Genomic DNA, 23,278 nt, shown 5'->3' with positions numbered 1-23,278 from the left:
AGGACCCGGTCCGAACGGCCCCGGGAGGCCTGGGCGGCGTCACGAGTCGAACCCCAGCCCGGCCCGGTCGAGCGCCCGCAGGAAGGCGTTGCGCCGGCCCTCGCGGTGGTCGGCACGGTCCAGGGACCAGCGGGTGAGGTTGATCCCGACCGAGGCGAGCGGCTCGGGCGGGAAGGGCAGTGGACGCTCGCGCACCATCCGCAGCTCCGTGCGCTCCGTCGGCCGGCCACCGAGCAGGTCCAGCAGCACGTGGGCGGCGAAGCGGGTGGCACCGACACCGAGACCGGTGAAACCGGCGGCGTGGGCGACCCGGCCGCCGTGGGTGAGGCCGTAGAACGCGGCGAACTGCGTGGAGGTGTCGATCGCACCGGCCCAGCGGTGCGTGAACCGGATCCCCTCGAGCTGGGGGAAGGTCGCGAGGAAGTGCGAGGCGAGCCGGGCGTGGCTCCCGGGGCGGTCCTCGTGGCGCACGTGGACCTGACCGCCGGCGGGGTAGATCGCGTCGTAGCCGCCCCACAGGATCCGGTCGTCGCGGGTGAGCCGGGAGTAGTGGAACTGGTTGGCGAGGTCGCCGAGACCCTGCCGACCGGCCCAGCCGATCGAGGCGAGCTGCTCGGCCGACAGCGGCTCGGTCATCAGGACGTAGTCGTAGACCGGCACGGTCATCAGCCGGTTGCGCCGGACCAGCGACGGGAAGACCCCGCTGGCGAGCACGACGTGCTCGGCGGTCACCACCGCGCGGGCGGTCGCCACCTCGACCCTCGTCCCGTCGCGCCGCAGCCCGGTGACGGCGGAGTGCTCGTGCACCTCGACGCCCAGCTCGGCCGCGACCCGGGCGAGCTCGTGCGCGAGCCGGGCCGGGTGGACGAGCGCGGACGTGTCGGGCTCGAGCGCGCCGCCGAGGAAGAGCGGGCTGTCGATCTCGGCTCGTACGGCCGTCGCGTCCAGGACGTGCGTCGAGTCCTGGAGCCAGTCGAGCTGGTGCTCCTCGACCGCCACGGACAGGGCGCCGGTGCGCTCCCACTCGCAGGCCAGGCCGAGGTCGCGGACGTCGGCCTCGAAGGCGTCGAGGTTCTCGGCTCCGAGCCGGGCGAGCGTGTCGTACTCCTCGGGCCAGCGGTAGCGGCCGTTGCGCTCGCCGTGGGTGAGCGAGGCGTCGCAGAAGCCGCCGTTGCGGCCCGACGCCGCCCACCCGACGGTCTGCGCCTCGAGCAGCACCACCCGGCGTCCGGGGTCGCGCCGCTTCGCGTGCACCGCGGTCCACAGCCCGAGGTAGCCCCCGCCCACGACCACCAGGTCCGCCCGGGTCGTCGCGGTCAGCGGGGCGTACGCCACCCTCGAGGCCGCGGCGGCGCCCACGTCCTCGAGCCAGAACACGCCCGGCTCGCTGCCGGCGAGCGACTGCTCGACGAGCCGCGGGTCGGGCGCATGGCGCTCGTACGCGGTCGGGTGGCTGCTCACCCCGCCGCGGCCGCCAGGGCGGCGTCGAGGATCGCCAGGCCCTCGCGGGCCTCCTCGTCGGTGGTCGTGAGCGGCGGCACGACGTGGATCCGGTTGAAGTTGCTGAACGGCAGCATCCCGCGCTCCTGGCAGCCCCGGACGACCGTGGACATCTCGGGGCTCGACCCGCCGTACGGCGCCAGCGGCTCCCGCGTCGCGCGGTCGCGGACCAGCTCGACGGCCCAGAAGGCGCCGGTGCCGCGCACCTCACCGATCCACTCGTGCCGCTGCGCCAGCTCCCGCAGACCCGGGCCGAGCACCTCGGCGCCGAGCCGCTCGGCGCGCCCGACGAGGTCGTCGTCCTCCATGGTGCGGATCGTCGCGACCGCCGCCGCGCACGCGAGCGGGTGCCCGGAGTAGGTCAGCCCGCCGGGGTAGGCGCGGTGCGCGAAGGTCGCGTGGACCTCGTCGCTGATCGCCACGCCACCGAGCGGGACGTAGCCGCTGTTGACGCCCTTGGCGAAGGTCAGCAGGTCGGGGACCACGTCCCCGTGCTCGACCGCGAACCACCGCCCCGACCGCCCGAAGCCCGACATGACCTCGTCGGCGACGAGCACGATGCCGTGGCGGTCGCAGATCTCCCGGACGCCGGCGAGGTAGCCCGGTGGCGGCACCATGATCCCGGCGGTGCCGGGGATCGCCTCGAGGACGATGGCGGCGACCGTCGAGGGCCCCTCCAGCGCGACGACCTGCTCGAGGTGCTCGAGCGCGCGCTGGCACTCCTCGGCCTCGGTGTTCGCGTGGAAGGCGCTGCGGTAGAGGAAGGGTCCGAAGAAGTGCACGGTGCCGGTGGACCCGTGGTCGCTGGCCCAGCGGCGCGGGTCGCCGGTCATGTTCACCGCGAGGTGCGTGCCGCCGTGATAGCTGCGGTAGGTCGTGAGCACCTTGTGCCGGCCGGTGTGCAGCCGCGCCATCCGGACGGCGTGCTCGTTGGCGTCGGCGCCGCCGTTGGTGAAGAAGACGTGGTCGAGGTCGCCGGGGGTGTGGCTCGCGATCAGCCGGGCGGCCTCGGATCGGGTGCCGTTGGCGAAGGCCGGCGCGACCGTGCACAACGTCTCGGCCTGCTCCTTGATCGCCGCGACGATCCGCGGGTGCTGGTGCCCGAGGTTGGTGAAGACCAGCTGCGAGGTGAAGTCGAGGTAGCGCTTGCCGGCACCGTCCCACACGTGGCTGCCCTCGGCGCGGCTGATCACCATCGGGCTGATCTCGCCCTGCGCGGACCAGGAGTGGAAGACGTGGGCGCGGTCGAGCTCGTACGCCCGGTCGGCGTCGTGGGTGCCGGCCAGGTCGGAGGTCATGGTGGTCTCAGTCATTGCGCGGGAACCCCAGCTCGAGGCCGCCCTCCGGGCGGTTGGCGGGGTCGATCCACCGGGTGGTGACGACCTTGCCGCGGGTGAAGAAGTGGACCCCCTCGGTGCCGTGGGCGTGGGTGTCGCCGAACAGCGAGCGCTTCCAGCCGCCGAAGGAGTAGTAGGCGACCGGCACCGGGACGGGGACGTTGACGCCGATCATGCCGACCTCGACGTCGGCCTCGAACCGGCGTGCGGCGCCGCCGTCGTTGGTGAAGACCGCGGTGCCGTTGCCGTACGGGTTGGCGTTGACCAGCGCGACAGCCTCCTCATAAGACCTCACCCGGACCACCGACAGCACAGGGCCGAAGATCTCCTCGCGGTAGATCTCCATGTCCGGGGTGACCTCGTCGAAGAGCGTCGGGCCGAGCCAGAAGCCCTGCTCGCCTCCGCGGGCCCGGACGTCCCGGCCGTCCACGACCACCTTGGCTCCGGCGGCCTCGCCGGAGTCGATGAAGGAGCTGACCCGGTCGCGGTGGGCCCGGGTCACCAGCGGGCCCATGTCGGCCTCCTTGCCCTCGCCGGTGGCGGAGCGTCCGCCGTCGCCGATCAGCAGGGTGCGGGTGCGGTCGGCGATGCGGGCGACGAGCTCGTCGCCGACCGGGTCGACCGCGACGAGCACGCTGATCGCCATGCAGCGCTCGCCGGCGCTTCCGTAGCCGGCGTTGACGGCCGAGTCGGCGGCGAGGTCGAGGTCGGCGTCGGGCAGCACCACCATGTGGTTCTTCGCCCCGCCCAGTGCCTGGACGCGCTTGCCGTGGCGGCTCGCCGTCTCGTAGACGTACTGCGCGATGGGGGTCGAGCCGACGAAGCTGATCGCCTGCACGTCGGGGCTGGTGAGCAGCGCGTCGACGGCGGTCTTGTCGCCGTGCAGCACGTTGAACACGCCGTCGGGGAGGCCGACCTCCTGCCAGAGCGCGGCGAGCCAGCCGGCCGCGCTGGGGTCCTTCTCGCTCGGCTTGAGCACCACCGTGTTGCCGGCCGCGATCGCGATCGGGAAGAACCACATCGGCACCATCGCCGGGAAGTTGAACGGGCTGATGATGCCCACCACGCCGAGCGGCACCCGCTTGGAGTGCACGTCGACGCCGGTCGAGGCCTCCTCGCTGTGCCCGCCCTTGAGCAGGTGCGACATGCCGCATGCGAACTCGACGACCTCGAGGCCGCGGGCGATCTCTCCCATCGCGTCGGAGTGCACCTTGCCGTGCTCGCTGGTGATGATCGCGGCCAGCTCGTCCTTGCGCGCGTTGAGCAGCTCGCGGAAGGCGAACAGCACCTGCGTGCGCCGCGCGAGCGACGTGGTGCCCCAGGCGCGCGCGGCACGGGAGGCGGCCGCGATCACCTCCGCGGCGTCGGCCTCGCTCGCCAGCGCGACGCGGCCGGTCACCTCGCCGGTGGCGGGGTTGGTCACGTCGGCCCAGCCGTGGGGCTCGCCGGTCAGGGGGGCACCGTCGGCCCAGTGCACGATCTCGGTCACGTCGATCACGTCGGTCATGCCCGCCATCCTGCTCCCGGCACCGGCCCCCGCGCGGGTGTCGGATCGTCGGCATCGACGACCCCGACCGGACACTTCGTCACCCCGCACGCGCGTAGGCTGCAGGTGTGCCGAGGGTGGGCCGGACGTGACGCCGGACATGACACCGGGGGTGACGCTGCGCGAGGCGCTGGCGCTGCCCGCCTTCCGGCGCGCGGCACCGGAGGTCGTCGCCGGCAGCGCCGGGGCCGCGCGCCCGATCCGGTGGGTGCACGCGACCGAGCGGCCCGACGTGGGCCAGCTGCTGCGCGAGGGCGACCTGCTGCTGACGATGGGCACCGGCCTGCCGGCCGACGACGACGCGTCCGGCCTGGCGGCCTTCGTCGACGAGCTCGCCGACGTCGGTAGCGCGGGCATGGTCGTCGAGCTCGGGCGACGGTGGGACACCGCCCTCCCCGACGCCCTCGTCGCCGCGTGCGAGCGGCACGGCCTCCCGCTGGTCGTGCTCGGCCGCGAGACCCGCTTCGCGACGCTGGCGCAGGAGATCGGCGAGCGGGTCGTGGACCAGCAGCTCGCCGAGCTCCGCGAGGCCCAGCGGGTGCACGAGACCTTCACCGAGCTCAGCTTCAGCCAGGCCGGGCCGGTCGAGATCCTCCGCGCGGTGCAGCGCCTCGCCGACGGCCCGGTCGTCGTGGAGAACGCCCAGCACCGCCCCCTCGACTACTTCGCCGGCCCCGGCGACCCCGGCGGGTTCCTCGACGGCTGGCCCGCCCGCTCGCGGCGGGTGGAGGTCGCCGGGCGCACCGGCTGGGACGCGGGCAACGGCTGGCTCGTCACCCGGCTCGGCACGGGCGAGCGGGCGTGGGGACGACTGGTGATCGGGTCGCCGGAGCCGCCGTCGCAGCGGCTCGTCGCGGTCGCCGAGCGCGCCGCGGCCGCCCTGGCCCTGCACCGGCTGCACGACCGCGACCGGGGCACCCTCATGCGGCGCACCCACCTCGAGCTGCTCACCGGGCTCACCACCGACCCCGGCTCCGAGGACGTCCGGCGCCGCTGCGAGCTGGCCGGCTTCCCGGTCCGGCGGCGCACCTTCGTCGGTCTCGTCGTCCGCCCGCGGATCGGCACGGGCGCCCCCGCCGACCTCGACGAGGTCGCCGCCACAGTGGTGCGCGCCGCCCACGGGCTCCGGCTGCCGGCCCTGGTGTGCGAGGTCGACCGCGACCTGCGGGTGCTGGTCTCGGTGCCCCCGGCCGCCGAGGCCGACGACCTCGTCGACCGGCTCGCCGCCCGGGTCCTGCCGCACCACGACGTGCTGGTCGCCGCGGGTCGTGCGGTCACCGAGGGCGCCGACGTCGCGCGTACGGTCACCGAGGCCGGGCAGGTCGCCGACGCCGCACCGCACGTGCGCAACTCCGCCGATCCCGACGTGCACCGGCTCGCCGACCTGCACCTGCGCGGGCTGCTGGCGCTGCTCGGCGAGGACGAGCGGGTCCGCCTGTTCGTCGAGCGCGAGCTCGGCCCGCTCGCACGGCACGACCGCGCCGACTCCTCGCGCACCGACCTGCTCGCCGCGCTGCGCGCGCTGCTGCTCCACCCGGCCAGCAAGACCGAGGCCGCGGCCAGCCTGCACCTGTCGCGCGCCGCCTTCTACGACCGGCTGGCCCGGATCGAGTCGGTCCTCGGCGCCGACCTCGACGACCCCGACGTGCGGGTCTCGCTCCACGTCGCGCTCGTGGCAGACGAACTGTTCGGCGGACAGGTCAAGTGACGACAGATCGTCGGGTCGCGCCCGTGGCCGGGATGGGGACGATGCAGGACATGACCCGTGTGCTGGACGTCGCCGCCTCCGTGCCGACCACGCCGCTCGACCCCGGGACCGTCGTCGACGGCTCGCCCGCGGCCGGCTCCCGCGCCCTCGCGGCCGTCGCAGGGGTCGAGGTGGGCGTGTGGGAGATGACGCCCGGCGCCGCCACCGACGTCGAGGTCGACGAGGTGTTCGTGGTGCTGTCCGGCTCGGGCACGGTGTCGTTCGACGACGGCGAGCGGGTCGACCTCGGCCCCGGCAGCGTCGTACGCCTGCGCGCCGGTGAGCACACGACCTGGGTCGTCCGCGAGACGATCCGCAAGATCTACGTCGCCTGAGCCCTCGAAGGGAAGACCCCATGACCGACACGATCCAGAACTTCATCGACGGCGAGCCGGTCGACTCGGCCGCCACCGACTTCGTCGACCTCGTCGACCCGGTCACCGGAGAGCTCGACGGCCGGTCGCCGATCTCGCTGCCCGAGGAGGTCGACCGGGCGTACGCCGCCGCCGAGCGGGCCTCGGAGTCGTGGAAGCGGCTCACCCCGGGCCGCCGGCAGGCACTCCTGCTCGACCTCGCGACCGCCGTGGCCGCGCGCCGCGACGAGATCAGCGAGGTGCAGGCCCGCGACACCGGCCAGCCGGTCCGCTACATCGCCAGCGAGGAGGTCGACCAGGGCGTCGACCAGCTCCGCTTCTTCGCGGGCGCGGCGCGGCTGCTCGAGGGGAAGTCGTCGGGGGAGTACCTCGAGGGCCACACCTCGGCGATCCGGCGCGAGCCGATCGGCGTCGTCGGTCAGGTGACGCCGTGGAACTACCCCTTCGCGATGGCGATCTGGAAGGTCGCTCCCGCCCTCGCCGCCGGCAACACGGTCGTGCTCAAGCCCAGCGACACCACGCCCCGCTCGACGGCGCTGCTCGCCGAGATCGCGGGCGAGGTCCTGCCGCCCGGCGTGCTCAACGTGGTCAACGGTGATGCGAGCACCGGCCGCCACCTCGTCGAGCACCCGACCCCGGGCCTCGTCGCGATCACCGGCTCGGTGCGCGCCGGCGTCGAGGTCGCCACGTCGGCGGCCAAGAACCTCAAGCGCGTCCACCTCGAGCTCGGCGGCAAGGCACCCGTCGTGGTGATGCCCGACACCGACCTGCCCCGCGCCGCGGAGCTGATCGCGGCCGCGGCCTACTTCAACGCCGGACAGGACTGCACGGCCGCGACCCGGGTGATCGCCCACGCCAGCGTCCACGACGAGCTCGTCGACCTGCTCGTGAAGGCGGCCGAGGGCACGCGGCCGGGCCCGCCGTCCGACACCGAGGCCGACTACGGCCCGCTCAACAACGCCACCCACCTCGCCAAGGTCGAGGCCTTCCTCACCGGCCTGCCCGACCACGCGACCGTACGGACCGGCGGCACCCGGCACGGCGACACGGGGTTCTTCTTCGCGCCGACCGTCGTCACCGGCGTGCGCCAGGACGACCGCATAGTGCAGGAGGAGGTCTTCGGCCCCGTGCTCACCGTGCAGTCCTTCGACGACGAGGCCGACGCCGTCGCGATGGCCAACGGGGTGCCCTACGGTCTCGCGGCCAGCGTGTGGACACGCGACGTCGGGGTCGCCGACCGGCTCACCCGCGAGCTCGACTTCGGCTGCGTGTGGGTCAACACCCACATCCCGTTCGTCTCCGAGATGCCGCACGGCGGGTTCGGCGCCTCGGGCTACGGCAAGGACCTCTCGGGCTACGGCTTCGACGACTACACGCGCATCAAGCACGTGATGACCGCGCACTACTGATCGTCCTACCGGTCCTCGGGGACCCCCACGTCGAAGACGCCGAGCAGCTGGGCGAGCGTGCGGTAGTAGCCGACCAGCACGACCAGCTCGACGAGGGTCGTGGTGCCCAGCGCGGTGGCGTACGCGCCGTAGGTGTCGTCATCCAGAACGGTCGCCGCGCCGGGCGGCTCGTCGAGGAGACGACGACAGAAGGCGTGGGCGGCGTCCTCGCGCGGGTCGGTCGAGGTGAACGTGCCGTCGGCCAGCGCCGCCAGCTCCTCCTCGGTGAGCCCGACGGACCGTCCCACCCGCTCGTGGGCGTACGCCTCGAACGCGCAGCCCGTCGCCGCGGCCACGGCCAGGATCGCGATCTCGCGCGTACGGTCGCTGAGGCCCGAGGTGTAGCGGATCACCGAGCCGAGCTCCTGCAGCGCGCCGCCGAGCGCGGGCTCGTGGAGCATGACGCCGAACGGACCCGTCAGCGAGCCGTCGGCGTGGACCAGCGGGAAGCGCTGGGGCCCCGAGCCGCGCGGGCCTCCCACGATGCGCTCGCGCAGCGCGCGCTGCTCGTCGGTCAGGTCGTCGGGGGTCAGGTCGGGCAGTCGCACGGCACGACCGTAGGGCCCTCAGGGACAATGACGCCATGCGCTTCACCGAGCACGAGCTGACCGTCGCCGTCACCGCCGCCGCCAAGATCGTGGCCGCCGGCAAGGGACGCCGCGCCAAGGGCGAGGCCGCGTGGGAGGCGATGAGCAAGATCGACCGCTACCACCTGCTCGAGGCCGTCGGCAGCCAGGTGCTGCCCGTGCTGCTCGCGCTGCCCGACGTCGAGGTTCCCGCCGGCACCCGGCCCACCTTCACCGACGCGCAGATCGCCGCGGCGGTCGAGCAGACCCTCGGCGACAGCGGCGTCGGCCGGCTGCGGCAGAAGGTCGCGGTCGCCGCGCGCCTGACGCTCGTGCGCACGGCCCTGGCCCAGCTGCCCGTGCGCCAGGACCCCGACGCGCTCGTCGTGCCCGACTCGCTCGGACCCTGAGAACCCTGAGGAACGCGCTCAGGATCGGTGCGTACGGTCGATGGCGATGACTCACCTGATGCGAACCCGTACTGCCCTCGGCCTCGTGGCCGCCACCAGCCTGCTCGTCCTCTCCGCGTGCGGCGGCAGCGGCGACTCGTCCTCCGACGCTGAGAAGGACTCCCCGGCGAGCGACTCCCCGAGCGCGAGCGCCGAGGCCGGCTCCGAGGGAGGCCCCGACCTCGACGCCATCCCCGACGTGGTGGCCGAGGTCAACGGCGAGCAGGTCACCAAGGAGGAGTTCGTCCCGATCTACGAGGCCGCCTTCGCACAGGCCGCGTCCCAGGCCCAGATGGGTGGGGCGGCCCCCGACGAGGAGCAGCTGCGCAAGCAGACCGCCGACGACCTCGTCGACACCGAGCTGCTCGCCCAGGAGGCGGAGGCGCGCGGCCTCGAGGCCAGCGACGAGGACATCGACGCCGAGCTCGCCGACCTCGCCGAGCAGAACGGGTTGGGATCGGCCGACGAGCTCCTGGACGCCGTCGAGCAACAGGGCGTCACCGAGGAGCAGGCGCGCGGCCAGGTCGAGATGCAGGTCCTCGTCGAGCAGCTGGTCGCTGACGAGGACGGGCCGATCGAGCCGACCGACAAGGAGCTGCGCGCGATCTACGACCGCGCCAAGGAGCAGCAGGCGCAGGCCGGCCAGTCGGGCCAGGGCGGCGCGCAGCAGATCCCGCCGTTCGCCCAGGCGCGCGACCAGCTCGTCGAGCAGGCCACCGACCAGCGCATCGGCAAGGTCGCGACGGCGCTCGTGGAGGACCTGCGCGCCGACGCGGACATCACCGTCAACCTCTGAGCGCGCCCTCGGGCGGCGTCGCGAGGAGCGCGTCGACCGCGGCCATGAACTCCGTGCGGTTGAAGGGCTTGGGCAGGAAGTGCGGGTGCGAGTGCCCGACCTCGGCGTCCCCCGACATCAGCAGGACGCGGGTGGCCGGGCTCGTCCGGCGCAGCTCGTCGGCGACCGCGAGCCCGGTCATCCGGGGCATGTGGTGGTCGAGCACGACCAGGTCGAACGGCTGCTCCGACGCCCGCTCGAGGACCTCCGCCCCGTCACCCGCCGTGGTCACGTCGTGCCCGGCGCGGGCGAGCACGTGCCCGATGAAGTCGCGGATGTCGGGCTCGTCGTCCGCGACCAGGCTGCGCAGTGGCATGGCCAGAGTCTGGCGTCCGCAGCGTCCCGGTGCCTACGGCTCGGGGGCATGTCGACCAGATCGTGACCTCGCACCTGCGGATCCGTGCCACGGAGGCTTCGGCGAAACGTAGGGTGTGCGCCATGACGAGGGCCTCGACGACGGCCTCGGCGACGGCTGAGACGAGCTTGACGCCGGCCCGGGCTGCTGCGTTCGCCCTCGCGTACGCCGTGCTGACCATCGTCGGCCGGCTGACCGCGATCGAGGGCCAGGTCGTCAGCCTGGTCTGGCCGGGCGCCGGAGCCGCGGTCCTGTGGCTGCTGGCCGAGTCCCCTCGCCACGTCCTGCGGGTGCTGGTGCCGCTGATGGCCATCCACGGGGTCCTGGTGGTGCTGACCGGCGTGGTGCCGGTCCTCGGGTTCTTCGGCGCGCTGTCGGTCACCGTGCAGACCGCCCTGATCGGCCTGCTGCTGCGGCGCTGGTGCCCGACGATGCTCGGTGCCGGTGGCACCGCCAGCATCCGGTCGCCGCGCACCCTGGTGCTGGCGGGCGCGGCCGCGGCCATCGGCTGCTCGGCCGGGGCGGTGATCGGCACGACCGGGCTCTGGGCGTCCGGCGAGCAGGTGGGACTGCTGACGGCGGTGGCGTGGTTCGCCCGGCACGTCTCCGGTGTGCTCACGGTCGGCGCCGTCGGCCACCTCGCGTGGGAGTGGCGCACCCAGGCGATCCCCGACCGCACGCACGGCGGCACCACGACCGAGCTCGTCGTCCTGTGGCTCACGTCGGTGGTCGCCACCGTCGCCGTCTTCGACCAGCCCTACCCGCTGGCGTTCCTGCTGATCGGGTTCGCGGTGTGGTCGGCCGCCCGGTTCCGCACGTTCCCGGCCGCGCTGCACTGCCTGGCCCTCGGGGCGATCGCGCTCGTCCTCAGCCTCACCGGCCACGGCGCCTTCGACCGGATCGAGGACCCGATCATCGAGGTGCTGGTCTCCCAGGCCTTCATGCTCGGCATCCTGCTCACCGGCCTCTCGGTGGGCGCCCTGGGCGACCGCGTCGACGAGCTGTACGCCACCGCGACCCGGGCCCGGAAGGAGGCCGCCGAGCAGGCCGAGCTCCTCGCCGAGATGACCGAGAGCATGGACGAGGGCCTGGTGGTGCTCGGTCCCGACGGGAGCGTCCAGCGCAGCAACCGCGCCAGCCGCCGGCTCGCCCACCGGGTCAGCCCCGGGCTCACCGACGCCGATGCGCTGGCCGACCTCGTCGAGCTGCTGCTCCGCCCCGCCGACGCGGACCCCGCCGCGGTCCGCGCCGAGCTCGGGGTCGGCGACGTGGTGATCCCGCTGCGCAGCGGCGAGGAGATCATCATCTCCGTGTCGCGGACCTCGCTGACGGTCGAGGGCCGGCCCGGCGTGCTCCTGGTGCTGGGCGAGGTCACCGAGCACCGCTCCGGGCTGCGGCCGCTCGCCGGCTTCGCGTCGACCGCGGCCCACGACCTCCGCGGCCCGCTGTCCGCCATCCGGTCCTGGCTGTCGCTCGCCGTCGACGACCTCGAGGACGACGCCGAGGCCCTGATGCCGGTGCGGCGCGCCGAGCGGGCCGCCGACCAGATGGCCGACCTGATCGAGGACCTCCTCGAGCACGCGCTGGCGGAGTCGGGCGCCCTCCGGGCCACGGACGTGCACCTCGGCGGCCCGGGCGGCGTCCTCGACCAGGCGGCGGGGCTCCTGGGCCCGGACGACCGGCTGGACGTGTGCCCGGACATCCCGCCGGTGCACGCCGACCCGGTCGCCGTGCGCCAGCTCTTCGGCAACCTCATCGGCAACGCCGTGAAGTACGCCAGGCCCGGCGAGCACGCCGTCGTCACCGTACGGGCGCAGCGCGCGGGCGGCCGGGTCGTGATCGAGGTCGAGGACCGCGGCGTCGGGGTGGAGGAGGAGGAGCGGGCGCTCATCTTCCAGCGGTTCCACCGCAGCGGCGCCGTGCGCGCCCACTTCCGCGGCACCGGGATGGGACTGACGATCTGCCAGACGATCGTGCAGCGCCACGGCGGGACCATCGAGTGCCTGCCGCGGCCCGCCGGGGCCGGGTCGGTGTTCCGGTTCGACCTGCCGACCGCGGAGTCGGGCTAGACGTTCCTCCGGTACTGGCCCCCGACCTCGAAGAACGCCTCGGTGACCTGCTGCAGCGAGCAGACCCTCGCTGCGTCCATCAGCACGGCGAAGACGTTCTCGCCCGAGACGGCCGCGTCCTTGAGGCGGGCGAGCGCCGCCTCGGCCTCGCCGGCGTGCGCGGCCTGGAAGGCGCGCACCCGTGAGAGCTGTGACTCCTTCTCCGCCTCGGTGGCGCGGGCGAGCTCGATCTCCTGCGGCTGCGCATCCGCCGCCGACTCCTTGACGAAGGTGTTGACGCCGATGATCGGCAGCGAGCCGTCGTGCTTGCGGTGCTCGTAGAGCATCGACTCGTCCTGGATGCGCCCGCGCTGGTAGCCGGTCTCCATGGCGCCGAGCACGCCACCGCGCTCGTTGATCCGGTCGAACTCGTCCAGCACGGCCCGCTCCACGAGGTCGGTGAGGTCGTCGATGACGAAGGAGCCCTGGAGCGGGTTCTCGTTCATCGCCAGGCCCCACTCGCGGTTGATGATCAGCTGGATCGCCAGCGCCCGGCGTACGGACTCCTCCGTCGGGGTCGTCACCGCCTCGTCGTAGGCGTTGGTGTGCAGGCTGTTGGCGTTGTCGTAGATCGCGATCAGCGCCTGCAGCGTGGTGCGGATGTCGTTGAAGTCCATCTCCTGCGCGTGCAGCGAGCGGCCGCTCGTCTGGACGTGGTACTTCAGCTTCTGCGAGCGCTCCGAGGCGCCGTACTTCTCCTTCATCGTGACCGCCCAGATGCGCCGGGCGACGCGGCCGAGCACGCTGTACTCCGGGTCCATGCCGTTGGAGAAGAAGAACGACAGGTTGGGTGCGAAGTCGTCGATGTCCATGCCCCGCGCGAGGTAGGCCTCCACGTAGGTGAAGCCGTTGGCGAGGGTGAAGGCGAGCTGGCTGATGGGGTTCGCCCCGGCCTCGGCGATGTGGTAGCCGGAGATCGAGACCGAGTAGAAGTTGCGCACCTGGTGCTCGATGAACCACTCCTGGATGTCGGCCATCATCCTCAAGGAGAACTCGGTGGAGAACAGGCAGGTGTTCTGGCCCTGGTCCTCCTTGAGGATGTCGGCCTGCACCGTGCCGCGCACGTTCGCCAGGGCGTACGCCGCCAGCTGCTCGCGCTCCTCCTCGGACGGCTCGCGGCCCTCCTTCTCGCGGAACGCGTCGACCTGCTGGTCGATCGCGGTGTTGAGGAAGAACGCCAGCACGGTGGGCGCCGGACCGTTGATCGTCATGCTGACGCTCGTCGTCGGCGCGACGAGGTCGAACCCGTCGTACAGCGCCTTCATGTCCTCGAGCGTCGCGACCGAGACTCCCGAGGTGCCGACCTTGCCGTACACGTCGGGGCGCGGGTCGGGGTCGCGGCCGTAGAGGGTCACCGAGTCGAACGCCGTCGACAGCCGGGTGGCGTCGTTGCCCTCGGAGAGGATCTTGAAGCGACGGTTGGTGCGCGCCGGGTCGCCCTCGCCGGCGAACATGCGCGCCGGGTCCTCGTTGTCGCGCTTGAACGGGAACACCCCGGCGGTGAAGGGGAAGTAGCCGGGCAGGTTCTCGTTGCGCCAGAAGCGGACGAGCTCGCCGTGGTCGGTGAACCGGGGGAGCGAGACCCGCGGGATCTTGTTGCCGCTCAACGACTCCCGGGTCAGCCGGGTGGTGATCTCCCGGTCGCGCACCTTCACGGTCTGCTCGTCCCCGGAGTAGGACTCCACCACGGCCGGCCAGCGCTCGATCTGGTCGGCGACCTCGTGCGGGACGTCCTTGCGCGCGGACTCCAGCAGCGCATCGAGCGGCCCCTCCTCCTCGCTGGTCGAGGACAGCTCGGCCGCCACCGCCTCGATCCGCTGCAGCCGGCGCGCGGCCTCGGCCAGCTCTGCCGTACGGGCGTGGTAGCCGCGGACGGTCTCGGTGATCTCGGAGAGGTAGCGGACCCGGTCGGCCGGCACCACCTGTCGGATGCCGGAGGAGTGGCGTACGTCGACGTGCGGCAGCGTGCCCTCGGCGACCTCGAGCCCGGCGTGGGCCAGCTCGTCGCGCAGGTGCTGGTAGAGCGCGGTGACGCCGTCGTCGTTGAAGGTCGCGGCGCTGGTGCCGAAGACGGGCATGTCGGAGGGCTGCTTGCCGAAGGCCTCGCGGTTGCGGACCAGCTGGCGGCCGACGTCGCGCAGCGCGTCCTTGGCGCCGCGGCGCTCGAACTTGTTGATCGCCACGGTGTCGGCGAAGTCGAGCATGTCGATCTTCTCCAGCTGCGAGGCAGCGCCGAACTCCGGCGTCATGACGTAGAGGGAGTGGTCGACGAGCGGCACGATGCCCGCGTCGCCCTGGCCGATGCCGGGCGTCTCGACGACCACGAGGTCGTGGCCGGCGGCCTTCAGCACGTCGATCACGTCGGCGAGGTGACCGGGCACCTCGTGGGCGCCGCGGGTGGCGAGCGAGCGGAAGAAGACCCGGTCGCCGTCGAGCGAGTTGGCGCGGATGCGGTCGCCGAGCAGCGCGCCACCGCCCTTGCGCCGGGTCGGGTCGACCGCGACGACCGCGATGCGCAGCTTGTCCTGCTGGTCGGTGCGGAAGCGGCGTACGACCTCGTCGGTCAGCGACGACTTGCCCGAGCCGCCGGTGCCGGTGATGCCGAGGACCGGGACGACGCGGCGCTGGGCCGCCGTACGGATCTCGGCCAGCATCGCCTCGTCGAGGCGGCCCTCCTCGGCTCCGGTGATCGCCCGGGCGACGGCGAAGCGGTCGCCGGTCAGGACCTGCTCGGCGGTGACCTGCCGGTCGGCCCACAGGTCGATGTCGCAGTCGGCGACGACCGAGTTGATCATCCCGACCAGGCCCATCTTCTGGCCGTCCTCCGGCGAGAAGATGGTGACGCCGGACTCGCGCAGGCGCTGGATCTCCCGCGGGACGATCACGCCGCCCCCGCCGCCGACGACCTTGACGTGGTCGGCCCCCGCGGCGCGCAGCGACTCCACCAAGTACTCGAAGTACTCCACGTGCCCGCCCTGGTAGGACGACACCGCCACGCCCTGCACGTCCTCCTCGAGCGCGGCGTCCACGACCTCCTGCACCGAGCGGTTGTGGCCGAGGTGGATGACCTCGCAGCCCTGGCTCATCAAGATCCGCCGCATGATGTTGATCGAGGCGTCGTGGCCGTCGAACAGCGCGGACGCGGTGACGAGGCGGATCGGGTTCTTCGGGGTGTGCAGGTCGGCCATGAATAGATACTAGGACTTCCAAGTATCTACTGGCGAGTCACTTCGTCGGCCTCCCCCGCTGCGGTAGTTAGGGACGTTCTGGTAGGCGATCCGTCCGAAATGCCTACGAGAACGTCCCTAACTACCGGGGTGGGCGCTCGTCAGTCTCCGTCGCCGAGGCCCGTACGCAGCGCGGTCAGGCGGTCGGTGAGGTCGCGTACGTCGCCCTCCGGCAGCCCGGGGGCCTCGAAGACCTCGCCGTTGAGGGCCGCCGTCGCCTCCTCGACCGCGTCGCGGCCGGCCTCGGTGAGCACCGCGCGCACGACCCGCTTGTCGGAGTCGCTGCGCACGCGCTCGACGTAGCCCTGGGCGACCAGCCGGTCCACCGCGTTGGTGACGCTCGTCGGGTGCACCTGCAGCAGCGACCCGAGCCGCGACATCGGCATCGCCGCGTCACGGGCGAACGACAGCAGCCGCAGCACCTCGTACCGGGCGAAGGTCAGCCCGCGCGGGCGCAGGACCGCGTCGATCCGCTCCATCAGCAGCTGCTGGGCACGCACGACCGACGTCACCATCGCCATCCCGTCGGCGGCCTCGGGCCAGCCGTGGGCCACCCACTGCCGGTGGGCCTCGCTGATCGGGTCGCGGGTCATGGCACCGGAGGCTATCCAGCCAGCCCGGCCAGCAGCGCGTGCGCCTCGACCATCGCCGGGCCGTACCAGGTCAGCAGTCGACCCGACACGAGCCGCGTCGGGGTGGCGAACGCCTCCGTGCCGTCGTCGGGGGTGAAGACGTACGGCTCGTCGGGCAGCAGGACGAGGTCCGCGCCGGCGGCGTCGACGTCGGCGGTCGTGACGGTGGGGTAGCGCCCCTCGCGCCCTGCCGGGCCGTGGGCCAGCACGTTGACCAGCCCGGCCCGGGCCAGCAGGTCGTCGGTGTAGGTCGGCGACCCGACCACCATCCAGGGATCGCGCCAGATCGGCACCGCGACCCGCAGCCGCGGCGCCGCCGGCGTGGTCCACAGCGAACGGGCCGACTCCAGCCACGGCGGGTCGGGGAGGTCGAGGGCGGTCGAGAACAGCCGCGCCATCGACCCCAGCGCCTCCTCGACCGTCTCGATGCGGGTCACCCACACGGCGACGCCGGCCTCGCGCAGGCGGCGTACGTCGAGCTCGCGGTTCTCCTCCTGGTTGGCCACGACGAGATCGGGGGACAGGGCGCGGACCGCGGCGAGGTCGGGGTTCTTGGTGCCCCGCACGCGTGCCACGTCGAGGTCCGCGGGGTGGGTGCACCAGTCGGTCGCGCCCACCAGCCGCTCGGGGGCGGCCGCGGCGAGTGCCTCGGTGAGCGAGGGGACGAGGGAGACCACTCGTGCGGCCGGCCGGGCGAGGGGGACGTCGGCCCCGAGGTCGTCGCGCATGCCGAGCAGGCTAGTCACATGGGGCCGGGGACCACCGGACGACCGGGTGATGGGTCCGGCCACCGCGACATGGTGGAGTTGTCCCATGAGCAAGCACGCCCGGCCTCGGGGGCTGCCGATCGACGGCGTGGGCCAGCCGACGGCGGAGGGGTGGACGTACGCCGCGCGCAACCCCGCGACGGCCGAGACCCTCTGGGACGTCCCGGACGCCGGCGTCACCGAGGCGCACGCTGCCGTCGCCGCCGCGCGCCGCGCCTTCGACGCCACCCCGTGGAGCACCGACGCTGCGCTGCGCGCCGCCACGATCAGGCGCCTGCAGGCCGCGCTGCTGGACCGTGCCGACGACCTCGTCGCCCTCATGGCGGCGGAGACGGGGGTGCCCGTCGCCCTGCGCGCCGCTTACCTCGACGCCCCGATCGCATCCCTCCGCGGGGAGCTGCCCGGCGCGACCGCCGGTGTGACGGCCGTCGTCACTCCTGCCACGTCCCCCCTCGCCGTGGCCGTCGAGGAGGTCGGGAGGGTCCTGGCCAGTGGCGGCACCGTCGTCCTCAAGCCAGCGCCGGAGGCGGCCGCCGCGGCGATCGAGCTCGGCCGGATCGCGCTCGACATCCTGCCCCGCGGCGTCCTCAACGTGCTGACCACGCGCGACGTCGACGTCGCGATCGCCCTGACGCTCGACGAGCGTGTCGACGAGGTCTCGTTCACCGGGTCGGCCGTGGCCGGCGAACGGGTGCAGCACGCCGCCGAGCGCGCCGGCAAGCGCGTACGCCTCGACCTCGGTGGCGCGCTGACCGTCGACGCCGCCGACGACGCCGACCTCGCCGCGGTGGTCTCCGCGGCCGCGGTCGCGGTCGCCGCCAACGCCGGCCAGGCGTGCCGGGTCCCGGCCACCGTGGTCGTGCCCTCGCACCGCTACGCCGAAGCGCTCGATGCCGCCGTCACGGCCATGTCGGAGGTCGCCCTCGGCGACCCCGCGGACCCCGGCACGGTGTGCGGGCCGCTCCGCTCGGTCGTGGCGCGCGACCGGGTGCGGCGCTACGTCGACCTCGCCCGTTCCGAGGGCGGCGACGTCGTGCTCGGAGGGCACGCCCTCGACCGTGCCGGGTGGTGGTTCGCCCCGACCGTGATCGGCGGGCTGACGCCTCAGTCCCGGCTGGTGCGCGAGGAGGTGCTCGGCCCGGTGCTGATGGTGGTCGCCGACGGGCGGAAGAGCTGAGCGGTCGCGGCCGCGGCCAGCACGCCACCGCCGAGGACCAGCACCAGGCCCGGGCCGGGGACCCAGCCGTCGGTGCCGACCAGCGTGAGCAGGTGCACCACCTGCCAGAGGGGGACGACGAGCGCCACGCCGGCGAAGACCGCCGCCTGCACCGCCGCCACCCTGCGCAGCGGGACGATCGCCCCCGCGAGGCCGAGCATCGCGGCGTAGAACGTCCACAGCCCCGCCCCGCGGGCTCCTGACACCGAGCCGACGGCCGTGTCGATCCACGGCAGGAACGAGCCGAACGCGACCATTGCGACCGCGCCGGCCAGGCGACGCCTCGCGGGATCGGGCCTGCGTCGCGTACGGACCGCAGTCCTCGCCGTTGCACCGCTCATGGGTGGACTGTACGGAACGGGGCCCGCCGTCCGGCGTCAGCGGACGTCGGCGGCCGGTCGACGTACGCGCCGAACGGACGGCTGGAGCGCGACGAACGGTCGGTCCTTCACGACGAACGGCGCTCTACCACCGGATCGCGGCCTCCCGGACGGCCGCCGTCGCCACCCGCCGACCGATTCCTACCGCTCGGCGAAAACTGTGACTGGCGTCACATCGGCGCCTTGACCCCCTCCCGCCGCGCTGTTTCGCTGCCGGACACGCAACTCCGAGACGTCAGCACTGGAGGACACCGTGGACGAACACCAGCGCCGGGACTACTGGCGCCGCAACCTGAGACTGATGGCCGTGCTGCTCGTGATCTGGGCGCTCGTGTCGTTCGGTGCGGGCATCCTCTTCGTTGAGCCCCTCAACGAGATCGAGGTCGCCGGCTTCCCGCTGGGCTTCTGGTTCGCCCAGCAGGGATCGATCATCACCTTCGTGGTGCTGATCGCTGTCTATGTGGTGCGCATGGACAAGCTCGACGCCGAGTTCGGCATCGACGAGTACGAGGAGGAGGTGCACCACTCATGAGCGACATCCAGCTGTGGACGCTCGTCTTCGTGCTCATCACGTTCTCGCTCTACATCTTCATCGCCTACCGGAGCCGAGTGAGCACCACGTCCGGCTTCTACGTCGCCGGCGGCGGCATCCCGGCGCCGGCCAACGGTGCCGCGATCGCGGCCGACTGGATGAGCGCCGCGTCGTTCATCTCGATGGCCGGCATCATCGCCTTCGCCGGCAACGGCTACGGCGGCTCCGTGTACCTGATGGGCTGGACCGGCGGCTACGTGCTCCTCGCGCTCCTGCTCGCGCCGTACCTGCGCAAGTTCGGCAAGTACACGATCCCCGACTTCGTGGGTGACCGCTACAACGAGACCGCGCGGCTGGTGGCGGTCGTCGCCGCCATCGTGGTGTCGTTCGTCTACGTCGCGGGCCAGATGGCGGGCGTCGGCCTGGTGTTCACCCGGTTCCTCAAGGTGGACCCGACCACGGGCGTCATCATCGGCATGGCCATCGTGTTCTTCTACGCCGTGCTCGGCGGCATGAAGGGCATCACCTGGACCCAGGTGGCGCAGTACACCGTGCTGATCATCGCCTACCTGATCCCGGCCGTCGCGGTGTCGGCGAAGGTCACCGACGTGCCGATCCCGCAGATCGGCTTCGGCACGATCCTCGCCGAGCTCGACGCGCTGCAGACCGAGCTCGGCATCCCCGAGTACACCGCGGCCTTCGGCAGCACCAACATGCTCAACATGCTGCTGATCACCGCGTCGCTGATGTTCGGCACCGCGGGCCTGCCGCACGTGATCGTCCGCTTCTACACCGCCAAGAGCGTGCGTGCCGCGCGGTACTCCGCCCTGTGGGCGCTGTTCTTCATCGCGTTGCTCTACACCACCGCCCCGTCGGTGGCGGCGTTCAGCAAGCTGCAGATCATCGAGGACGTCAACGGCACCGCGCTCAGCGACATGCCGTCGTGGTTCAACACGTGGTCGGAGGTCGGCCTCATCACGCAGGCCGACGGCTCGGCGATCTCGGCACTGCCGTCCGACGCGACGGTGGGCTACGGCGACATCCTGATCAACAACGACATCATCGTGCTCGCCTCGCCCGAGATCGGCGGCCTCCCGGCCCCGATCGTCGGCCTGGTGGCGGCCGGCGCCCTCGCTGCAGCGCTGTCCACGGCGTCGGGTCTGCTGCTGGTCATCTCCAGCGCGGTCGCCAACGACGTCTACTTCAAGAAGATCAACCCCCAGGCCACCGAGGCCCGCCAGCTCATGGTCGGTCGCATCGCCATGGCCGGCGCGATCGTGGTCGCCGGCTACCTCGGCATCAACCCGCCCGGGTTCGTGGCCCAGGTCGTGGCACTGGCCTTCGGGCTGGCGGCGGCCAGCTTCTTCCCGATCCTGGTGCTCGGCATCTTCTGGAAGAACTGCACGGCCATGGGCGCGACGGCGGGCATGCTCGCCGGACTCGTCACGACGATGGCCTACATGCTGTGGACGATCGACATCTACGGCAACGGGGAGGGCGTGTTCGGGATCCTGGAGACCGGCTTCGGCACGATCGGCATGCTGATCAACTTCGCGGTGACGATCATCGTCTCGCAGTTCACCCCGAAGCCCAGCCCCCAGATGCAGGAGCTGGTCGAGGAGATCCGCTACCCCGGCCGGACCGAGCTCGTCGCCAAGCACGCCCAGGGCGACGTGCACTGACGCAGGTGTGAAGGATCGTCGACGCCGGGGCGGCCACCGCCCCGGCGCCGCGGTCTGCCGGCGTGACTGCTCAGCGGCGGGCGCGCCACCAGGTCCGGAGGCGGTCCAGCCAGGGCTCGTGGCGTCGTACGTCGCGCAGGCACAGCGTGCGGTCCGCAGCGAGCTCGGCGCTCTGCGCCAGGTAGAGCTCGGCGCAGGCCAGTGCGTCGCCGAGGGCGTCGTGGGCGGCGGTCACCGGCAGCCCGTGGCGCTCCCGGGCCCGCCACAGGCGCAGCTCGCCGGGGCCCGGCTCACGGTGGCGCGCGACCAGGCGCCGCTGCAGCTCGAGGGTGCACACGGCCGCCGGGAGCGCGGGACGCCTGCCGACGCTGCGGAAGGCCGCGTCGAGGAAGGCGAGCTCGAACGGGGCGTGGTGGGCCAGGAGCACGCGCCCGGACAGGGCGCGCTCCAGGTCGGCCAGCACCTCCGCCAGCGGCCGTCCCTCCCCGAGGTCGTCGTGCGTCAGGCCGTGGATGGTGACCGCGTCGCCGGGGTCGTCGCGGCGTACGACGTGGCGCCGGGCCCCGGAGAGGTCGATGCGCGCCCCGTCGACCGGCACCCAGCCCACTGCCAGCACGTGGTCGCGGGCCGGGGAGAGACCGGTGGTCTCGAGGTCCACCGCGAGCAGGCCCAACCGGTCGAGCGGGGTCCGGTCGTCGGGCCTCACGTCATCTCGCGGACGGGGTAGTGCTGGGCGATGGCGCCCTGCGCGGACCGGATGACGCCGAAGGCCGCCTTGAGGTGGCGCTTCTCGAAGTGGCTGAGCGCCGACGGGTCCACCCAGCTGTCGGCGGGGCTGCCTGCGCGGACCTGCTCGACCTGGTGGCGCAGCCGCAGGTGGGCGAGGAACTCCCACGCGTCGCGCAGGTCGGCCCCGAGCACCGGGCTGATCCGACCGGCCTCCACGGCGTCCTCCAGCCGGGCGACGGTCGACGTCGCCCCGGACCCGCAGGCCAGCGCGTGCAGGCGGGCGATCTCGACGATCGTGTTGATCCCGCCGCGCTTGACGTCGAGCGCGTCGCGGTGCTCGCCCGTACGCTCCACGACCAGGCCGCGGAAGAACCCGAGGGGGGTGTGGTGCGAGGCCGCCGCCGCGGCCAGGTGCGCGAGGAAGATCGGCGAGCCCTGCGCCGAGCGCCGCTGCACCGCCACCAGCTCGGCGGTCAGGCCGGGGTCGCCGTGCTGGTGGCGCAGGTCGAAGAACACGCTGGCCTCCAGGACCGCGTCGGGCGTCGGGGTGCGGGTCCAGCGCCCCACGTTGTCGCGCCACGTGGCGAGGGGCTGGCGCCACTGCGGGTTGCTGGCCATCTTGCCGCCGCGGCACCGCGGGTAGCCGACGGTCTCCAGGCTGCTCGTGACCAGCTCGGCGAGCTCGCCGAACCAGGTCGCGTGCACCTCGGGCCGGTAGTCGTCGTGCAGCACCAGCGCGTGGTCCTGGTCGGCGCCGAGTGCCTGCTCGAAGCGGGCCCGGGAGCCCAGGGTCACCCAGGCGTACGGCACCGGCGGTGCACCGAGCCGGGCCTCGGCGAGCGCGATGACCCGCTGCTCGATGGCGTCCCCGACGCTCGTGACGACGCGGCCGGCGTCGTGGGCCGACGTGCCCTGCCGCACGAGCCCGACGACGACGCCCGGAAGCCGGGTCGCGAGCTCGGCGACCGTGGCGACGTCGTGGGCCTTGGCGAGGTCGCCGACGAGGAACACCGGGTTGGCCTGCTGGAGGCGGAGCAGGTCGGTGGCCGTGACCATGCCGACCGGCTGTCCGTCCTCGACGACGGGCAGGTGGTGGATGTTGCGCCGGACCAGCTCGAGCAGCGCCTCCAGGGCAGGGGTGTCGGAAGTGGTGGTCGTCGGGTCCGGCGTCATCACCGTCGAGACCGGGCTCGCGGGGTCGTGGGCGGCCGCCAGGACCCGGGTGCGCAGGTCGCGGTCGGTCAGGATCCCGACGAGGCCCGCGCCGTCGGTGACCAGCACCGAGGAGATCCGCTCGGCGGTCATCAGCCGGGCGGCCTCCAGCACGGAGGCGTCGGCGCGGATGCTCACCGGTGCCCGGGCGACGAGCTCGCGCACCGACTTGGACAGCACCGACCGGTCGGTCACGCTCACCTCCTGCCGCTGCCGGGTGACGGCGTCGCGCAGGCGTCCGGCGCGGTGCTCGAAGAAGGACGCGAAGTCCGGGTGCTGCCCGGTCAGCTCGTGGAACAGGTCGGCGGGGACGGCCAGGACCAGGGTGTCCTCGATCGCGCTCACGGTGACCGGCTGGGGCGCTCCGGTGGCCAGCGCGGCGCCGCCGACGCAGGTGCCGGCTGCGCCCCGTTCGACGAGCTCGCCGTCGCGGTCACGGAGCTCGACGGCCCCCGACCGCACCACCAGCAGCTCGGCCGGGGTGCTCCCCTCCGCCAGCACCACCGTGCCGCGCCGGTGGTAGCCGACGCTCAGGCGGGGCGGGACCGACTCCAGGACGGCGGCCGGGAGCGAGTCGAAGGGTGCGTGGGAGGCGAGGAAGTCGCGGATCTCCGCGAGCTCGACGTTGAGGGGCAC

General features: G+C 73.1%; 20 protein-coding genes. 9 read left to right on the top strand and 11 right to left on the bottom strand.

Translation table 11 applies throughout. The features are described from left to right. Nucleotides 1–39: 39 nt before the first annotated feature. The 3 genes from IE200_RS06375 to IE200_RS06365 are packed head-to-tail and all read right to left on the bottom strand — an operon-like array spanning nt 40 to nt 4,344. Entirely contained in the window at nt 40–1,461 is a 1,422-nt protein-coding gene (locus tag IE200_RS06375) for an NAD(P)/FAD-dependent oxidoreductase (RefSeq protein ID WP_191278541.1), read from the bottom strand. Continuing rightward, a complete protein-coding gene (locus IE200_RS06370) occupies nt 1,458–2,813 on the bottom strand; it encodes an aspartate aminotransferase family protein (protein WP_191278540.1) in 1,356 nt (451 codons plus the stop codon). Before IE200_RS06370 ends, IE200_RS06375 begins: the two co-directional genes overlap by 4 nt. Next, a complete protein-coding gene (locus IE200_RS06365) occupies nt 2,806–4,344 on the bottom strand; it encodes a CoA-acylating methylmalonate-semialdehyde dehydrogenase (protein ID WP_191278539.1) in 1,539 nt (512 codons plus the stop codon). The genes IE200_RS06370 and IE200_RS06365 overlap by 8 nt, the downstream gene beginning before the upstream one ends. A gap of 127 nt (nt 4,345–4,471) precedes the next feature. Between IE200_RS06365 and IE200_RS06360 the strand changes: the two genes are divergently transcribed. From IE200_RS06360 to IE200_RS06350, 3 genes are read left to right on the top strand one after another with little or no spacing between them, the layout of a single operon-like run. Beyond that, nucleotides 4,472–6,091 (top strand): PucR family transcriptional regulator, encoded by a 1,620-nt coding sequence (locus IE200_RS06360; protein WP_229856185.1) that lies wholly within the window; start codon nt 4,472–4,474, stop codon nt 6,089–6,091. 50 nt (nt 6,092–6,141) lie between these two features. Further along, nucleotides 6,142–6,465 carry a cupin domain-containing protein gene (locus IE200_RS06355; protein WP_229856184.1) on the top strand — a complete coding sequence of 108 codons (324 nt, stop codon included), beginning with the start codon at nt 6,142–6,144 and terminating at the stop codon, nt 6,463–6,465. A gap of 20 nt (nt 6,466–6,485) precedes the next feature. Then, on the top strand, nt 6,486–7,913 hold the full coding sequence (locus IE200_RS06350) for a gamma-aminobutyraldehyde dehydrogenase (RefSeq protein ID WP_191278538.1): 1,428 nt from the start codon (nt 6,486–6,488) through the stop codon (nt 7,911–7,913). Nucleotides 7,914–7,918: 5 nt separating this feature from the next. On the opposite strand, the gene IE200_RS06345 is transcribed toward IE200_RS06350, so the two are convergent. After that, nucleotides 7,919–8,500 (bottom strand): carboxymuconolactone decarboxylase family protein, encoded by a 582-nt coding sequence (locus tag IE200_RS06345; RefSeq protein ID WP_191278537.1) that lies wholly within the window; start codon nt 8,498–8,500, stop codon nt 7,919–7,921. 35 nt (nt 8,501–8,535) lie between these two features. On the opposite strand from IE200_RS06345, the gene IE200_RS06340 reads away from it, so the two are divergent. Both IE200_RS06340 and IE200_RS06335 read left to right on the top strand, forming a co-directional pair. Continuing rightward, nucleotides 8,536–8,928, top strand: a complete 393-nt coding sequence (locus IE200_RS06340) for a hypothetical protein (protein ID WP_191278536.1) — start codon at nt 8,536–8,538, stop codon at nt 8,926–8,928. Between the two features lie 46 nt (nt 8,929–8,974). Then, nucleotides 8,975–9,763 carry a SurA N-terminal domain-containing protein gene (locus IE200_RS06335; protein WP_191278535.1) on the top strand — a complete coding sequence of 263 codons (789 nt, stop codon included), beginning with the start codon at nt 8,975–8,977 and terminating at the stop codon, nt 9,761–9,763. Here the strand turns inward: IE200_RS06335 and IE200_RS06330 are convergent. After that, nucleotides 9,753–10,118: a response regulator transcription factor gene (locus tag IE200_RS06330; RefSeq protein WP_191278534.1), complete on the bottom strand. Its 366-nt coding sequence runs from the start codon at nt 10,116–10,118 to the stop codon at nt 9,753–9,755. The two genes, IE200_RS06335 and IE200_RS06330, sit on opposite strands and share 11 nt — an antisense overlap. A gap of 122 nt (nt 10,119–10,240) precedes the next feature. Here IE200_RS06330 and IE200_RS06325 point away from each other — a divergent pair, with 122 nt between their 5' ends. Next, nucleotides 10,241–12,226, top strand: a complete 1,986-nt coding sequence (locus IE200_RS06325) for an ATP-binding protein (protein WP_191278533.1) — start codon at nt 10,241–10,243, stop codon at nt 12,224–12,226. Here IE200_RS06325 and icmF read toward each other — a convergent pair. The 3 genes from icmF to IE200_RS06310 form a co-directional block, all read right to left on the bottom strand. Beyond that, nucleotides 12,223–15,453 carry a fused isobutyryl-CoA mutase/GTPase IcmF gene (gene icmF, locus IE200_RS06320; protein ID WP_191278532.1) on the bottom strand — a complete coding sequence of 1,077 codons (3,231 nt, stop codon included), beginning with the start codon at nt 15,451–15,453 and terminating at the stop codon, nt 12,223–12,225. The two genes, IE200_RS06325 and icmF, sit on opposite strands and share 4 nt — an antisense overlap. Nucleotides 15,454–15,593: 140 nt before the next feature. Next, nucleotides 15,594–16,085: a MarR family winged helix-turn-helix transcriptional regulator gene (locus IE200_RS06315; protein WP_191278531.1), complete on the bottom strand. Its 492-nt coding sequence runs from the start codon at nt 16,083–16,085 to the stop codon at nt 15,594–15,596. 11 nt (nt 16,086–16,096) lie between these two features. Beyond that, nucleotides 16,097–16,852, bottom strand: a complete 756-nt coding sequence (locus IE200_RS06310) for a helical backbone metal receptor (RefSeq protein ID WP_191278530.1) — start codon at nt 16,850–16,852, stop codon at nt 16,097–16,099. 85 nt (nt 16,853–16,937) lie between these two features. Here IE200_RS06310 and IE200_RS06305 point away from each other — a divergent pair, with 85 nt between their 5' ends. After that, nucleotides 16,938–18,068, top strand: a complete 1,131-nt coding sequence (locus IE200_RS06305) for an aldehyde dehydrogenase family protein (RefSeq protein ID WP_191278529.1) — start codon at nt 16,938–16,940, stop codon at nt 18,066–18,068. Here IE200_RS06305 and IE200_RS06300 read toward each other — a convergent pair. Continuing rightward, nucleotides 17,996–18,448, bottom strand: a complete 453-nt coding sequence (locus tag IE200_RS06300) for a hypothetical protein (RefSeq protein ID WP_229856183.1) — start codon at nt 18,446–18,448, stop codon at nt 17,996–17,998. The genes IE200_RS06305 and IE200_RS06300 overlap by 73 nt on opposite strands. A 292-nt stretch (nt 18,449–18,740) precedes the next feature. Between IE200_RS06300 and IE200_RS06295 the strand changes: the two genes are divergently transcribed. Next, nucleotides 18,741–19,019 (top strand): DUF4212 domain-containing protein, encoded by a 279-nt coding sequence (locus tag IE200_RS06295; RefSeq protein ID WP_191278528.1) that lies wholly within the window; start codon nt 18,741–18,743, stop codon nt 19,017–19,019. Continuing rightward, nucleotides 19,016–20,701 (top strand): sodium:solute symporter family protein, encoded by a 1,686-nt coding sequence (locus tag IE200_RS06290; protein WP_191278527.1) that lies wholly within the window; start codon nt 19,016–19,018, stop codon nt 20,699–20,701. The genes IE200_RS06295 and IE200_RS06290 overlap by 4 nt, the downstream gene beginning before the upstream one ends. Before the next feature lie 70 nt (nt 20,702–20,771). Here the strand turns inward: IE200_RS06290 and IE200_RS06285 are convergent, their stop codons facing one another. Continuing rightward, nucleotides 20,772–21,407: a 3'-5' exonuclease gene (locus IE200_RS06285; RefSeq protein WP_191278526.1), complete on the bottom strand. Its 636-nt coding sequence runs from the start codon at nt 21,405–21,407 to the stop codon at nt 20,772–20,774. Next, nucleotides 21,404–23,278 (bottom strand): putative nucleotidyltransferase substrate binding domain-containing protein, encoded by a 1,875-nt coding sequence (locus IE200_RS06280; RefSeq protein ID WP_191278525.1) that lies wholly within the window; start codon nt 23,276–23,278, stop codon nt 21,404–21,406. The genes IE200_RS06285 and IE200_RS06280 overlap by 4 nt, the downstream gene beginning before the upstream one ends.

The organism is Nocardioides flavus (ex Wang et al. 2016), from assembly GCF_014653115.1.
Taxonomy (GTDB): domain Bacteria; phylum Actinomycetota; class Actinomycetes; order Propionibacteriales; family Nocardioidaceae; genus Nocardioides; species Nocardioides flavus.
This window is presented reverse-complemented; position numbering and strand designations above follow the sequence as displayed.